Below are 15,597 nucleotides of genomic sequence, written 5' to 3' on the forward strand. Positions count from 1 at the left end.
GGCCTGGGTATGAAGATCCTGCTCAAGCTCAGCACCCAGCCCGGCGCCCCGGCCAGCGAGCGGCAGCTGGAGGTCGCCAGCCTGCGCATCGGCCGAGGCGCCGATCAGGATCTGGTGCTCAACGACCCACGCATCGCCCTGGCCCATGCCGAGCTGCGCGAGCAGCCCGGCCTGCTCGGCCCGCGCTACCGCATCGAGGCCAAGGCCAAGCTCAGCCTGCTGGTCAACGGCGGCCCCACCCAGGCGGCGACGCTGGCGGACGGCGACGTGGTGGAACTCGGCCGCTACCGGCTGACCCTGGTCGGCGGCAGCCAGGGAGAGCTGAGCCTGCTGGTCGAAGAGCGCTACCGTGGTACGGAGGAGCGCGGCAGCCGGCGTGCGGCGATGCGGTTGAGCCTGGCCGAAGCCGGCTGGTCGCGGCGGCGCTGGGCCTGGGGGTTGTTCCTGCTGGTGCTCGCCGGCGGCCTGCTGTTGCCGCTACTGCCTTGGCTGACTGGGAGCAAGCAGGGCGTGATGGCCAACCGCGAGTTGCTGCCCTCGGCCCGGCCCGGCGCCGACATCGTCTGGAACGCCGGCCCGATCAGCGACAGCCACCACGTCCTGGCCAATGACTGCGTGGCCTGCCATCGCAAGCCGTTCGAGCCGGTCCGCGACGCCGCCTGCCGCGATTGCCACAGCCCGCTGGGCGAGCACCCGGCCGAGGCCGTCGCGCTGCAGCAGGCGCCGTTCCTCGGCCAGCAGTGCACCGACTGCCACCGCGAGCACAACGGCCAGATGGGGCTGAGCCCGCGCGACAACCGCGCCTGCACCGGCTGCCATGCCGACCCGGCCAGGCTGCCGCCGGAGCGCAAGGCCCTGCTGGTGAAGGACTTCAGCCAGAGCCATCCGCCGTTCAGCCTGAGCCTGGCGCGGCGCGAGGGCGAGCGCTTTGTCTGGAAGGAGTTTTCCCAGGAGCGGCCCGAGGCCCGGCACCAGGACAGCGGCCTGAAGTTTCCGCACCAGACACATCTGGTGAAACAGGGCATCGACGCACCCGGCGGCGTCAAGCAGCTCGACTGCGGCGACTGCCATCAGCCGAATGCCGATCGCAGCGGCTTTCTGCCGGTGCGCATGGAAAAGCACTGCGCCGACTGCCACCGTCTGGACTTCGACCCGGCCGCGCCGGAGCGCGAGTTGCCGCACGGCAAGCCGGCCGAGGTGGTCCGCATCGTCCGCGACCACTACGCGGCTCTGGCGCTGACCGGCCGGCCGAGCCCGGCACCGGCCGCCCTTGGTGGCAGTGAGCGCCGGCTGCCCGGCCCGGCGGCGGCCAACGCCGGCCCACGCAACCTGGCCTGGGCGGAGGCGCGCGCCGATGCCGCTCTGCGCGACGTCTTCGAGCGACGCACCTGCTTCTACTGCCATACGGTGAGCAAGGATGGCCCGGCCGCGAGTCCCTGGCGGATCGCGCCGGTGGCCGACCAGCGTCTGGCCTTGCAGGCCTCGCTGTTCCCGCATTCCCGCCATGCCTCCGAGACCTGCGCGAGCTGCCACGCGGCACAGACCTCGAAGCAGGCCGAGGACGTGCTGCTGCCCGACATTGCGCACTGCCGGGACTGCCACGCCGACACCGGGGCGATGACCCAGACGCCCTCGCCCTGCCAGTCCTGCCACAGCTATCACCAGCATCCACCGACGGCTGCTCCGCCGGGAGCGCCGCGATGAAGCACATCGGCCTGAGCCTGGCGGCGCTGCTGCTGTCGGCCTGTGGCGGCGGTGGCCTGGACGGCACGCCTTGCACCGGCGGCTGCGGCGAACCGGTGGCGGTACGGCTGGATGTCGCCGATGTCGAGAAGGTGCTGGCCCAGGGCATCGCCGAAGCGCAGGCTCGTAACGCAGCCGCGACGCTGGCGGTGGTCGACCGGGTCGGCAATGTGCTGGGCGTGTTCCGCATGAACGGCGCCGATGTCAGCGTCGACGTCGACTCCGGCCGGGGCGTGGTCGGTGGGCTGGAGGGCATCAGCGTCATCCCCGACTCGCTGGCGGCGATCAGCAAGGCGATCACCGGCGCCTACCTCTCCACCGAGGGCAATGCCTTCAGCAGCCGCACCGCCGGCCAGATCGTGCAGCCGTTCTTCAACCCCGGCGAAACCGGGCAACCCGGCGGGCCCTTGTTCGGCGTGCAGTTCTCCTCTCTGCCCTGCTCGGATCTGATGCGCCGGGTCGGCCCGTCCCGTCCCGGGGTCGGTCCGCAGCGCAGCCCCCTGGGTCTGTCCGCCGATCCCGGCGGCTTTCCGCTCTACCGCGACGGCGTACCGGTGGGCGGCATCGGAGTGATCGCCGACTCCCGCTATGGCATTGATCTCGACGTGCGCGACCTCGACAGCGATCTCGACGAACTGATCGCGCTCGCCGCCCAGCGCGGCTACGCGCCGCCCGACGACCGCCGCGCCGATCACATCACGGTGGATGGCAAGACCCTGCGCTACAGCGATGCGACCAGCGCCGACCTGCGCAGCACGGCGACGCCAGCACCGACCTTCGCCAGCCTCGACGGCAGCGCCGGCACTCGGCTGGCGGTGCGCGGCTACACCGCCAGCGGCGACAGCGCCCTGCGCGCCGGTACCGCCTTCGGCCGCGCCGAATCCGGCGTGCGCCGCGCCAGCAATGCCGCACTGGCAGCGCTCGACGGCTTCGTGCTGGTCGGTGCCGGCGATGTCGAGCGCTATCCCGCCAGCGCCGGCGGCGATGCCGTCAGCCTGGGCAGCGCCGCGCCGCTGGCCGCCAACGAGGTGCAGGTGCTGCTGGAGGAGGCGCTGAAGATCGCCAACCGCGCCCGCGCGCAGATCCGCCGTCCGCTGTCCTCGCAGGCGCGGGTGAGCATCGCGGTGACCGACAGTCACGGCAGCCTGCTCGGTCTGGTGCGCAGCCGCGACGCGCCGCTGTTCGGCACCGACGTGGCCTTGCAGAAGGCGCGCAGCGTCGCCTTCTTCAGCAACCCGGCCGCCGCCGCCGATCTCGCCGCGACGCCGGATACCCAATACCTCGCTGCCGGCACCACGGCGCGCATCGCCGACTACCTGCCGGCCTACCGTAGTTTCATCGGCCAGCCGACGGCGCTGGCCGACGGCGCCTATGCCTATGCGGCACGCAGCCTGGGCAATCTGGCGCGCCCCTATTTCCCTGACGGCGTCGCCGACAGCAGCGAGGCCGGCCCGCTGTCGAAGCCAATCGCCGACTGGAGCGTGTTCTCCACCGGCCTGCAGCTGGACCTGGTCAACTCGGCGATCATCAAGCACGCGGTGTTCGTGCTCGGCGGCGGCAGCGATGTCGCTGTCGGCGCCTGCACCGCGCTGCCCAATGCCCCCGGCGCCAGTCAGTCGCGCCTGGGTAATGGCCTGCAAATTTTTGCCGGCGGCATGCCGATCTATCGCGGCAGCCAGCTGGTCGGCGCCATCGGCGTTTCCGGCGACGGCATCGACCAGGACGACATGATCGCCTTCCTGGGCCTGCACAACGCCGGCCAGAGGCTGGGAGGGGCCATCGGCAATGCCCCGGCGGCGATGCGCGCCGACCTGCTGAGCCACGGCGGCAGCGCGCTGCGCTACGTGCAGTGCCCGCAGGCGCCGTTCCTGGACAGCGACGAGCAGCGGGTATGCGAGGGCAAGTGAAGCGCGCGCTGCGCGGCCTGGCGCTGCTGCTGGCGGCGCTCCCGACCACCGCCCTGCATGCCTTCGATACCGCTCCTGCTGCGTCCACTCCGGAGGAGCCGCAGGAACTGCATGCGGAACCCGATCCGGAGCCGGGCCTGGGACAGGTTGAGCGTCGTCGGCCCGACCGCGATGTGCCGCCGCCCCCGGCGCCGCCCGAGCCGCCGCGCGATCTCAACGCCCGCTCCGGCCTCAGGCCCGTACAGCCGGTGGAGAACTGGCAAGCCAGCCAGGACGCGCCCGTGCCGGACCGCTGGCGGCTACTCAGCAGCCTCGGCCTGATCGAGGACCAGCTGCTCAACCCCTACCGGCAGAACACGCTCAAGGGCGACAAGCCGATCCGCGGCCACGACGAGTTTCTGGTGGTCTCGGCGATCTCCGACAGCTTCTGGGAGCCGCGCCGGCTGCCGACCCCGGTGGCGCCCCAGGCGCCCGACCGGGATGGGGCCGGCGGCATCTTCGGCGGCGACACCCAGAACGTCTTCGCCAGCAGCGCGATCCTCAGCCTGGTGTACCTGAAGGGCGACACCACGTTCCGGCCGCCGGATGTGGAGCTGCATTTCACCCCGGTGTTCAACTTCAACCACGCCCAGGTCGAGGAGAACCGCGCACTGCGCGTCGATCCGCGCGAGTCGCGCACCCGCCGCGAGACCTTCATCGGCGTGCAGGAGCTGTTCGCCGATCTCCACTTGCGCAACGTCAGCGAGCGCTACGACTTCGACTCGGTGCGCTTCGGCATCCAGCCGATCTCGCTGGATTTTCGTGGCTTCCTGTTCCAGGACCAGCCCATCGCCCTGCGCCTGTTCGGCAGCCGCGACAACAACCGCTGGCAGTACAACCTGCTGTGGGCGCGGCGGCTGGAGAAGGACACCAACTCCGGCCTCAATGCCGTCAACAGCACACCGCGCGACGACGACCTGTTCGCGGTCAACCTCTACCGCCAGGACTGGCCGGTGCTCGGCTTCACCAGCCAGGCACTACTGGCCTACAACCAGAACAGCGAGGCCGGCGACTACTACTTCGACCGCAACGGCTTTCTCGCCCGCCCGGCCTCCCTGGGCAGCGAGCGCGGCCGCAACTACCAGGTCGGCTACCTGGGCTACAACGGCGACGGCCATTTCGGCCGCGACAATCTCACCGTCTCCGCCTATCTGGCGACCGGCCGCGAAGACCGTGGGGTGTTCCGCGATGCCGCGCGCGACATCCTCGCCGGCTTCATCGCCGCCGAGTGGTCGCGCGACTACGACTGGATCCGCGCACGGGTCTCCGCGCTCTGGGCCAGCGGCGACGACGATCCCTACGACGACAGCGCCAACGGCTTCGACGCGGTGTTCGAGAATCCGATCTTCGCCGGCGCCGACACCAGCTTCTGGATCCGCCAGGCGGTGCCGCTGATCGGCGGCGGCGGTGTGACGCTTTCCACCCGCAACGGCGTGCTCAACAACCTGCGCAGCAGCAAGGAGCACGGCCAGAGCAATTTCAGCAATCCCGGCACCGGCCTGGTCGGTGTCGGCGCCGACTTCGATCTGCTGCCAACGCTGCGGCTGTCCACCAACTTCAACCACCTCTGGTTCGCCGACACCACAGTGCTGGAGGTGGCGCGCAACCAGGGCGGCATCGCCCGCGACATCGGCTGGGATCTGTCGGCGGCACTGATCTGGCGGCCGTTCATGAGCCAGAACGCGGTGCTGCGCCTGTCTTACGCGGAGTTGTTGCCGGGCGCGGGTTTCAAGGCGCTGTTTCCCGATCACGACGCCTATTCGCTGTTGGCGAATGTGGTGTTCACCTATTGATGGAGAGGATCGGAATGAGCCTGGGGCTGCCTTTGATGATTTGCTGGCTTGGCTTGCTGGCCTTGGTCTTGGCAGGCCTGGCGGCGGCGGCCGGCGTTGCATTCCACTCCCCCTTGTCGGAGCGAGGGGCAAAGCCGTGGTGGAGTGCTTGGTCTTCACCTTGGTTTGCTGGTATGCGGTACTGGTGGTTCGCGCGTTCGCGCTCTTTTGGCGGTGTGCTGTTTGAGGTCTTCTTTTCGCCTATTGGCGACTCACTTTTCTTTGCTTGTGCAAAGAAAAGTAAGCAAAAGAAAGCACACCCCTGCGTAGCGGTCCGCTTCGCGGACTCCCCTGCGATGCTCGGTCTCCGGGGGGCGCCGGCGAACTCGGCGCCCTATAGGCGCCTCAGACATGCGCCGGCTTCCATACCCCCGGAGCCCTGCGCTTCTCGGCGCTACGAAGGGGCCGGAACGTCCACAGCACGGCGGTCTTCGCCCGCCGCAACATCTACAGCAGGCGCGCGCTTCGCTCGCGCGAGGTTGGCGAAGCCAACGAGCCGGAGTGCTTTTGATGTGGCTGTGGCTGGTGATGTGGCTTTTGACTTGCCCTCCCCCTTCGTGGCGCCGAGAAGCGCAGTGGTCGGGGGGTATGGAAGCCGGCGCATGTCTGAGGCGCCTATAGGGCGCCGAGTTCGGGCGCGTCCCCCCGACCGCGAGCATCGCAGGGTACCCCGCAGGGGCGCTACGCAGGGGCCTGCTTTCTTTTGCTGTTGGCATGGCTTGCCATGCCAACCCATTAACTGTTTCTTTGCACAAGCAAAGAAAAGTGAGTCGCCAATAGGCGAAAAAAAGCTCGCACCAACTGCACAGCCAGCAGAGCGCGAACGCGCGAACCACCAACACCGCACACCAGCAAACCAAGGCGAAGACCAAGCACTCCACCACAGCCTTACCCCTCCCAAGGGAGAGAAAAGCACCTTGGCTTGCGCCCTGGCCGCCATCCTCACCCTGCTCTCCCCCACTCTCAGCCTCGCCGCAACCAGCCCCCACCCCGAGCCCCGCAACTACGCCACCACCCCCGCCTCCCCCGGCAGCCAAAGCCCCGCCGAAGCCGAGGCCAAATCCGCCGGTTGCCGCAGCTGCCATAGCGACACCGACCGGCTGTCCATGCACGCCAACCCGGCGGTGGTGCTGGGTTGCACCGACTGCCACGGTGGCGACGCCAGCGTCCGGCTGCCCGACGGCAGCAGCCGTGCGGAACTGGCCTATGCCGACGCGCTGAATGCCGCGCACGTGCTGCCGCTGTGGCCGGCATCCTGGACCAGCAGCGGCAACCCGCCCTCCAGCTACACCCTACTGAATCGCGAATCGCCGGAGTTCATCCGCTTCATCAATCCCGGCGACTACCGGGTTGCCGACCTCGCCTGCGGCGCCTGCCACCAGCCGCTGATCGAGGCCAGCCGCCGCAGTCTGATGGCGACGGCGGCGATGTTCTGGGAGGGAGCGGCGTACAACAACGGCATCCTGCCGTTCAAGCGCTCGGTCACCGGCGAGAGCTATGCGCCAGCAACCGCGCCGCGTGCCTTCCCCGACGAGACGCCGCTGCCGCTGAAATCCGAGTTGCTGGAACGCGCCTTCAAGGCCGCCGGCGGACCGGCGCCCGATCCGTCGCTGAGCCACCTGCCCGCCGCCATCCACAACCCGGTGCCGGTCGACGAGAACATGCGCCGCAAAGGTGTGATCGAAACGCTCTATCCGCTGCCAGCCTGGGAGGTGACGCCGCCCGCCGACGTGTTCCGGGTGTTCGAGCGCGGCGGCCGCAATATCAATTCGATCTTTCCGGAAACCGGCCTGCCCAATGCCCTGGGTCTGATCCAGCGCCTGGAAGAGCCGGGCCGGCCCGACCTCAAGCAGTCCAATCGCGGCCCCGGCACCGGCAACCGCATCGCCGTGCCACTGCTCAATCTGCACAAGACCCGCCTCAACGATCCGCTGCTGTGGTTTCTGGGCACCAACGACCAGCCGGGCGACTACCGCAGCTCCGGCTGCACCGCCTGCCATGTGGTCTACGCCAACGACCGCGACCCGCGTCATTCCGGCCCCTACGCGAAATTCGGACACTCCGGCACCACGCAGAGCAAGGATCCGACGATTCCCCGCAACGAGCCCGGGCATCCGCTGCAGCACGCCTTCACCCGCGCCATCCCGACCGCGCAGTGCATGGTTTGCCACATGCACCAGCCGAACATGTTCATGAACTCCATGCTCGGCTACACCATGTGGGACTACGAGGCCGACGCGCCGCGCATGTGGCCGGAGCAGCAGCGCTACCCCAGCGACGCCGAGATCCGCGCCATCAACCAGCGCAACCCGGAGGAAGCCGCCACCCGCGGCCTATGGAGCGACCCGGACTTCCTCAAGGGCGTCTGGGACAAGAACCCGGAGATGAAGGACACCCAGTTTGCCGACTACCACGGCCACGGCTGGAACTTCCGCGCCGTCTACAAGCGCGACAAGAAGGGCAATCTTCTCGACGCCAAGGGCGATCAGGTGGCCGACGACGATCCGCAGAAGTTCAAGAAGGCGGTGCACCTGTCGAGCATCCATGTCGACAAGGGCATGCAGTGCGTGGACTGCCACTTTTCGCAGGACATGCACGGCAACGGTCACATCCAGGGCGAGGTGGCGCAGGCCATCGAGATCGAGTGCCAAGACTGCCATGGCACCGCCGACCGCTATCCGCCGCTGCGCACTTCCGGCCCGGCGGCACCGCCGGGTGGCACCGACCTGTCGCTGGCGCGGGTACAGGACGGGCGGCGGCGATTCCAATGGGTGCAGGAGTCGTGCGTTGCGAGCACGGCTCGCAAGGACTCCGAACGCCCGGCCAAGGATGGCCGGGCCGGGGCTCATCGCGGAGAAACGGGGGGCGCCAAGGACGGCTGCGAGAACGGCGAGCGCAAGCGCCTGATCCAGCGCAGCAGCGTCACGCCTGGACTGGAATGGGAAATCCATCTGGTGAAGGACACGGTCACACCCGGCCATCCGCGCTACAACGCCAAGGCGGCACGCGCCAAGCTGATGGCGCGGGACACCCAGAATTTCCGCTGGGGCGGCGAGGTCAAGGACGGCGAGCGCGCGCACCAGGACGATCAGCTGATGTGCATCAGCTGCCACAGTTCCTGGACCACCTCCTGCTTCGGCTGCCACCTGCCTATCCAGGCCAATTGGAAGAGCGAGCGCCAGCACTTCGAGGGCGGCGAGTCGCGCAATTACGCCACCTACAACCCGCAGGTGGCGCGCGATGATTTCTTCATGCTCGGCAAGCACGGCGAGGTAAAGGGCAATCGCATCGCGCCGATACGCTCCTCTTCGGCGCTAGTGCTGTCGTCCACCAACAGCAACCGCGAGCGCATCTACATCCAGCAGCCGCCAGTGTCGGCCGGCGGCTATTCCAGCCAGGCCTTCGCGCCGCACTACCCGCACACCGAGCGCACCACCGAAACCAAGACCTGCAGCGACTGCCATCTCGCGCAAACCAAGGACAACAACGCCTGGATGGCCTCGCTGCTGGGCCTGGGCACCAACTTCGTCAACTTCGTCGGCTTCAACGCCTGGGCCGGCGGCAGCGCCGGCATCGCTGCTGTGCAGGTCACCGAATGGGACGAACCGCAGGCGGTGATCGGCAGCTATCTGCACCGCTACGCCTACCCGGACTGGTACCGCGCCCACCAGCAGCGCGGCGGCAAGCTCGTCAACGCTCAGCGCAATGGCAGCGGCGAGCCGGTGCGCTGCCTGCAACTGCGCGGCGAGTACCTCTATGCCGCCGAGGGCCGCAAGGGCCTGCGCGTCTACGACGCGGCGAGCATCGCCAACAAGGGCTTTTCGCAGAAGCTGATCTCGGCGCCGTTCTCGCCGCTGGGCCAGGACATCCGCGTCGAAAGCGCCGACGCCCGCTGCCTGGCGCTGCCCACCAACCAGCCGATCGCGCCCTGGCGCAACGCCACCGCGCAAGCCCGCGAGGACAATCTCGAACAGCCCATGCACCCGATCTACCACTACGCGCTGGTGGTGGACGCGGTCGAGGGCCTGATCCTCATCGACGTCGATACCCTGCAGGACGGCGAGCCACGCAACAACTTCCTCAAGCGGGCGCTGACCTGGAACGCCAACGGCGTACTCAAGGGCGCGCGACACCTGGCCATCGCCGGCTCGCGCGTCTACGTGATCGCCGACGCCGGCCTGGTCACGCTCGATCTCGATCAGCCCTTGCAGCCGAAGCTGGAGAGCGTGCTGCCGCTGGAAGACGGCCGCAGCGTCGCCGTGCAGTTCCGCTACGCCTTCGTCACCAGCGCGCGCGGACTGGAAGTGTTCGAGCTCAGCCGGCCGGCGCAGCCGGTGCCGGTGGCGCTGCTGCCGCTCGCCGACGCCCGCCGTGTCTACCTCGCCCGCACCTATGCCTACATCGCCGCCGGCGCCGAGGGCCTGGTGATCGCCGACGTGCAGAACCCCGAGCAGCCGCGCATCGAACAACACAGCACCGCCGAAGGCCGCCTGCGTGGCGCCAACGACGTGGTGGTCGGCAGCACCAATGCCAGCCTGTTCGCCTATGTCGCCGACATCAGTGGCCTGCAAGTGCTGCAACTCACCGCGCCGGATACGCAGCCGAAGTTCTATGGCTTTTCGCCGGAACCAAAGCCGCAGTGGATCGCCGGCTGGCCCAGCGAGCGGCCGCTACTGGCGCTGAGCAAGGGCCTGGATCGCGACCGCGCCGTCGATGAAACCGGGAACCAGATCGCAGTTTTCGGCCGCATCGGCTCGCGACCCTTCAACCGCGCCGAGATGGAGCGCCTATTCTTGGACGACCAGGGAAAACCCTGGTTCGTCAGCGACGAAGCAGGGCACTAGAACGCGGCGGCGGCGCCGCAAAACGGGGGACAGCATGCGCAGTCAACGAGGTTTAAGAAGGAGCCTGGCGAGCGTGGCACTGGCGCTGATGCCAGCCCTGGGCTGGAGCGCGGATCACGCCGACGCACCCAGCTCCACGCTCGATCCCTCGGCGGACATCACCGATGTCTTCGTGTTCCGTGAGGGCGGCCGCCTGGTCGGCGCGATCTGCTTCGGCGGCGCGCCGGTACCGCGCGCGCGGGTGGATGGCCCCACCGGCCGCTACGACCCGAATGTGCTCTTCACCTACGAGATCGACCTCAACGGCGACGCCCAGCCCGAGCACGAAATCCTGATCCGCTACGGCCGCAACGCCAAGGGCGAGGCCGGCGTGCAGTTCGAGAACCTGCCGGGCGCCGGGGCGAAGTTCGTCTCCGGCCCGGTGGAGAAAGTCATCAGCGCGCCCAGCGGCCTGCGGGTCTACAGCGGCCTGCGCGACGACCCCTTCTTCTTCGACTTCGTCGGCTTTACCGCCACGCTCGCCAGCTTCAATTCCAGCGACAAACCCAAGGGCACGCTGAAGTTCGACAACGCCCGCGACTCCTTCGCCTTCCGCAACCTCACCGCCATCGTCTTCGAGATGGACCCGACCCTGGTGGTCCCGGAGCCGGGCAAGCTGATCCGGGTCTGGGCCACTGCCAACCGGCTGGTCGGGAGCGCGCCATGAGCGCCCGCCCGAAACTCGCGCCAGGCCTGCTCGCCATCCTCTGTCTGGCTGCCTGCGGCGGTGGTGGTGGCGATGGCGGTAGCGCCGGCAGCTCTGGCGGGGCTAGCAGCGGTGGCGGCAGCAGCGGCGACTTCAGCTTCTCGACCCAACCGCGCTCCGCCTACGCCCGCGTCGACCGCATGGGCCAGCCGGTGGTCGCCACGGTGCTGCTGCACACCGAGGACAAGGACCACTTCAATGGCACCGATCCGTCCGAGGACGGCGACTTCTCCTCGCTGATGCTGGAACGTCTGGAGGAGCTGCACACCGGCCTCGACGACGCGCTGATCGCCAAGGGCATCACCCCTTGCGCGCTGGATGTCTGTGCGCGCCAGGTGGTCAACAAGATCATCCCCGACACCTTGCAGCTCGATCTCTCGCAGCCGGACGGCTTCCCCAACGGCCGCCGCTTCGAGGACATCACCGTCGACCGCATCCTGTCGATGGCGCTGGCCGATACCACCACGCCCGGGGATTGCTACGGCCATCCCTGCGATGTCCACGCCTTCGAGAACCTGCCCAACAACCCGACTCGCAACGAGTCGCCGTTCCTGGCGCAGTTCCCGTATCTGGCGGCACCGCACCCGCCGCCGTGAGCGCTGTCCGGGCCACGGCCCTACTGGCTCTGCTGCTGACCCTGGCCGGCTGTCAGCCATCGGCGCCACCCGCGCCGGCCGCCGCTGCGCCAACGGCGTGGAGCTATGCCGACGAACACGCCAGCAACGAAGCGGCCGTGCGCGAAGCCGAGGCCGCGCTCGGCAGGGGCTCCGTGGTCTGGCCGCAGTGGGAGACCCTGGCGCGCGCGCAGCTGGCGCTGGCTCAGCTCAGCGGCGACTACCGCCTCTACACCGCCGCCGAGCAGTCACTGCAAAGGGCCTTCGATCTGGCGGGTGCCGGCAGCGGGCCGTTCCTGGCCCGCGCGCGCTACAACTACACCGTGCACCGTCTGCCGCTGGTGGCCGCCGATCTCGACGCCGCCGAGCGCGAGAGCAACCCCGACCGCGCCGCCATCCTCGGCCTGCGCGCCGACCTTGCCTTCCAGCGTGGCGACTATCCGGCAGCGCTGGAGGGCTATCGCGCCGCGCTGGAGCGTCGCGAAGACCTCCAGGGTCTGGTGCGGCTGGCGCTCTGGCAGGGGCACATGGGCCATCGCAGCGAGGCGCTGGCCCTGCTCGACCGCGCCGAGCGCATCTATCACGGCGACTCGCCGTTGCCGCGCGCCTGGCTGGCACTGCAACGCGGCCTGCTGGCGCTGGATCGCGGCGAATGGGATCTGGCGCTGGCGCACTACCAGCACGCGCTGCGCCTACTGCCCGGCTGGTGGCTGGCACGCGAGCACATCGCCGAAATCCATGTCTTTCAGGGCAAGATCGACCTGGCGCTGGAGGAGTACGCCACGGTGATCCGCGACAGCGGCCAGCCGGAATTCATGGACGCCAGCGCCCATCTGCTGCGCGAGCGCGGCGACGAGGCCGGCGCCGCGTCCTGGATCGCCCGCGCCCGGGCGCTCTACGAACAAAGGCTGGCGCAGCTGCCGGAAGCCAGCTATGGCCATGGCCTGGATCACTACCTGCTGTTCGGGACACCGGCCGAGGCCCTGACCCTGGCGCGCCGCAACCACGCTCTGCGACCGAACGGCGAAGCGCAGATCAAGCTGATCAACGCCCTGTTGCTCGCTGGCGAGCCGCGCGAGGCGCTGACCCTGGCGCGCCGGGCGCTGGCCAGCGGCTGGCGTAGCGCCGAACTGCACGCGGCGGCGGCCCGCACCTGCGCCGCCAACGGCCTGCTGGATGAGGCCCGGCAGCAGTCGCAGGACGCTCGGGCGCTGAATCCACATGTGGCACGCCAGTACGGGCTGCCGGCGGATACGCGCTGAACCTCAGCGCGGCCGCTGGCGCCGCTGCAGGGCCAGCAGCAGCGGCATCAGCGCCGCCGCGCCGCAGCAGGCCAGCAGCAGGGCCGGCGACAGCGCCTCGAAGCGGAACAAGCGCTGCGCCGGCGGCAGGTAGAGCACCACCGCCAGCGCCAGCAGCGCGCCCAGGCTAACGCTCAGCAGCGGCCAGTTGGGCCGGCGCAGCCGCTGCCGGAAGCCCAGACCGGAGGCCGCCCGGTTGCCGCGCAACAGCGCCAGGTTGCCAAGAACCAGCACGGTGAAGGCGGCACTGCGCACCAGCTCGGTGGAAGCGTCCAGCGCGCGCAGCGCCAGTACGGTGGCGAGGCAGAGCAGCAGCGCCACCAGGCCCTGGGTCAGGCTGGCGAACAGCATGCCGGTATCGAACAGCCGCTCCTCGCGCCGGCGCGGCGGCCGGCGCATCGCCGCCGGGTCGCCGCGCTCGGCCTCGAAAGCCAGCGAGCAGGCCGGGTCGATGATCAGCTCCAGAAACGCGATGTGGGCCGGCAGCAACAGCAGGGGCCAGCCCAGCAGCGCCGGCAGCAGCGACAGGCCGGCGATGGGAATGTGCACGGCGATGATGTAGGCCATCGCCCGGCGCAGGTTGTCGAAGATGCGCCGGCCCAGGCGCACGGCGTGGACGATGGAGCTGAAGTCGTCGTCGGCGATCACCAGGTGCGCCGCTTCGCGGGCGACATCGGTGCCGCGCTCGCCCATGGCAATGCCGATGTCGGCGGCGCGCAGTGCCGGCGCGTCGTTGACGCCGTCGCCGGTCATCGCCACCACCTCGCCACGGCGCTGCAAGGCCTGCACGATGCGCAGCTTGTGCGCCGGGCGGGCGCGGGCGATGACGCTGCCGCGATCCAGCCGCCGCTCCAGCCCGGCCTCGTCCAGGGCCTCGATCTCGGCGCCGGTGAGCACCGCCTCCGGCTCGGCGAGCCCGGCCTCGCGGGCGATGTGGCTGGCGGTCTCGGGATAGTCACCGGTAATCATCAGCACCCGGATGCCGGCCGCCCGGCAGGCCGCCACCGACTCCGGCACGCCGGCGCGCAGCGGGTCGCTGAGCCCGAGCAGACCCAGGTACTCGAAGGCGAAGTCGTGCTGGCTGGGTGGCAGCGGGGTCTCCGCCCGCGAGATGTCCTGCTCGGCATGGGTGAGCCGGGCGCGCGCCACCGCCAGCACCCGCAGGCCGGAGGCGGCGAGCGAGCGCGCCTGCGCGTACACCGCCTCGGCCTGCGCGGCGTCGAGGTGGCAGAGCTCAACGATGGCCTCCGGCGCGCCCTTGGCCGCCACCGAGCGAGCACCGCCACGCCGCGCCTCCCAGACCTGCGACATCGCCGGCAGCGCCGGCGCCAGCGGGTACTCGCGCGCCAACCGCCAGTCGGCATGCAGGTGCTCGGCCTCCACCAGATTGCCCAGGCCCAGCGCATTGATGGCGCGCTCCATCGGGTCGAAGGGATCGCGGCGGGTGGCGAGGATGGCGAACTCCACCAGCGCGTGCGCGGACTCCGGCAGCGGCTCGCGGCCCACGGCCAGCGCTGAGCCGCCAGCGGGCACCAGGGCGCGCACGGTCATCCGGTTTTCGGTGAGCGTGCCGGTCTTGTCCACGCACAGCACGGTGGCCGCACCCAGCGCCTCGATGGCGGCGGTGCGGCGGGTCAGCACCTGGCGCCGCGACATCCGCCAGGCACCCAGCGCCAGGAACACCGTCAGCACCACCGGGAATTCCTCCGGCAGCAGCGCCATCGCCAGCGCCAGACCTGCCAGCAGACCCTCCAGCCAACTGCCGCGCGCCAGGCCCAGCACCAGGGTGATGAGCAGGCTCAAGGCCAGCGCCAGCAGCGCCACCCGCCGCACCATGCGGCCGGTTTCCTGTTGCAGGCGGGTGGGCTGCTCGGTGATGGCGCCGAGCGCCTGGCCGATGCCGCCCATGGCGGTGCCGGCACCGGTGGCGACCACCCGCGCGACGCCGGTGCCACTGGCCACCAGGCTGCCGCTGAACACCGAGGCGCTGTCCTCGCCGCCCGGCGCCACCAGGCTGGCGCCGGGGTCGGCGCGCTTGACCACCGCCAGCGCCTCACCGGTGAGCAGGGACTCGTCGATACGCAGATTGCGGGCGTCCAGCAGCAGGCCGTCGGCCGCCACCCGGTCGCCCTCGGCGAGCACCAGCAGATCGCCGGGCACCACCTCGCGGCCGGGGATGCGCTGGCGCCGGCCGTCGCGGATCACCAGGGCGCGCGGACTGCTGAGTTCGCGCAAGGCCTCCAGCGCCCGCTGGGTGCGCCGCTTCTGGACGATGGTGATGCCGACGATGAAGGCCAGCGCCACCAGCAGCAGCGCCGCCTCCGAGGGCTCGCCCAGCAGCAGGTACACCGTGCCGCAGGCGGCGAGCAGCAGGAACATCGGCTCGCGCAGCACCTCGTAGACGATCCAGGCCAGGCTGCGCGGGCGGTCGCGCGCCAGCTCGTTGGGGCCCAGACGGGCCAGGCGCTCGGCGGCTTCGCCACTGCTGAGACCGCCGGATTGATCTGCGTCCACGCGCGAGGTCCGTGTTGGGGAGCCAGTGCCAGGCAGCATAGGCCGGGCGGTCGCTCTG

The 15,597-nt window shown here is 69.9% G+C and carries 8 protein-coding genes; 7 read left to right on the top strand and 1 reads right to left on the bottom strand.

Features of this window, described 5'->3' with window-relative positions:
* Positions 1-9: 9 nt before the first annotated feature.
* From ED208_RS13015 to ED208_RS13045, 7 genes are all read left to right on the top strand, one after another.
* Positions 10-1,704 carry a cytochrome c3 family protein gene (locus tag ED208_RS13015; RefSeq protein WP_123212353.1) on the top strand — a complete coding sequence of 565 codons (1,695 nt, stop codon included), beginning with the start codon at positions 10-12 and terminating at the stop codon, positions 1,702-1,704.
* Positions 1,701-3,650, top strand: coding sequence for a heme-binding protein (locus tag ED208_RS13020; protein ID WP_123212354.1), 1,950 nt, complete (start codon positions 1,701-1,703; stop codon positions 3,648-3,650). Before ED208_RS13015 ends, ED208_RS13020 begins: the two co-directional genes overlap by 4 nt.
* Entirely contained in the window at positions 3,647-5,482 is a 1,836-nt protein-coding gene (locus tag ED208_RS13025; RefSeq protein ID WP_199720615.1) for a hypothetical protein, read from the top strand. The genes ED208_RS13020 and ED208_RS13025 overlap by 4 nt, the downstream gene beginning before the upstream one ends.
* A 956-nt stretch (positions 5,483-6,438) precedes the next feature.
* Entirely contained in the window at positions 6,439-10,365 is a 3,927-nt protein-coding gene (locus ED208_RS13030; RefSeq protein ID WP_199720616.1) for an LVIVD repeat-containing protein, read from the top strand.
* Between the two features lie 73 nt (positions 10,366-10,438).
* Positions 10,439-11,071, top strand: coding sequence for a DUF4331 family protein (locus ED208_RS13035; RefSeq protein ID WP_158608549.1), 633 nt, complete (start codon positions 10,439-10,441; stop codon positions 11,069-11,071).
* The gene (locus ED208_RS13040) at positions 11,068-11,706 is read left to right on the top strand and encodes a DUF4331 family protein (protein ID WP_199720617.1); all 639 of its coding nucleotides are present in this window, start codon (positions 11,068-11,070) and stop codon (positions 11,704-11,706) included. The genes ED208_RS13035 and ED208_RS13040 overlap by 4 nt, the downstream gene beginning before the upstream one ends.
* Positions 11,703-12,986, top strand: a complete 1,284-nt coding sequence (locus tag ED208_RS13045; RefSeq protein ID WP_123212357.1) for a tetratricopeptide repeat protein — start codon at positions 11,703-11,705, stop codon at positions 12,984-12,986. Before ED208_RS13040 ends, ED208_RS13045 begins: the two co-directional genes overlap by 4 nt.
* A gap of 3 nt (positions 12,987-12,989) precedes the next feature.
* Here ED208_RS13045 and ED208_RS17690 read toward each other — a convergent pair whose 3' ends face one another.
* Complete coding sequence (locus ED208_RS17690; RefSeq protein ID WP_301331335.1) at positions 12,990-15,539, bottom strand: cation-translocating P-type ATPase; 2,550 nt, start codon at positions 15,537-15,539, stop codon at positions 12,990-12,992.
* Positions 15,540-15,597: the final 58 nt, after the last annotated feature.

Origin of the sequence: Stagnimonas aquatica, from assembly GCF_003730135.1 — a bacterium.
GTDB lineage: Bacteria > Pseudomonadota > Gammaproteobacteria > Nevskiales > Nevskiaceae > Stagnimonas > Stagnimonas aquatica.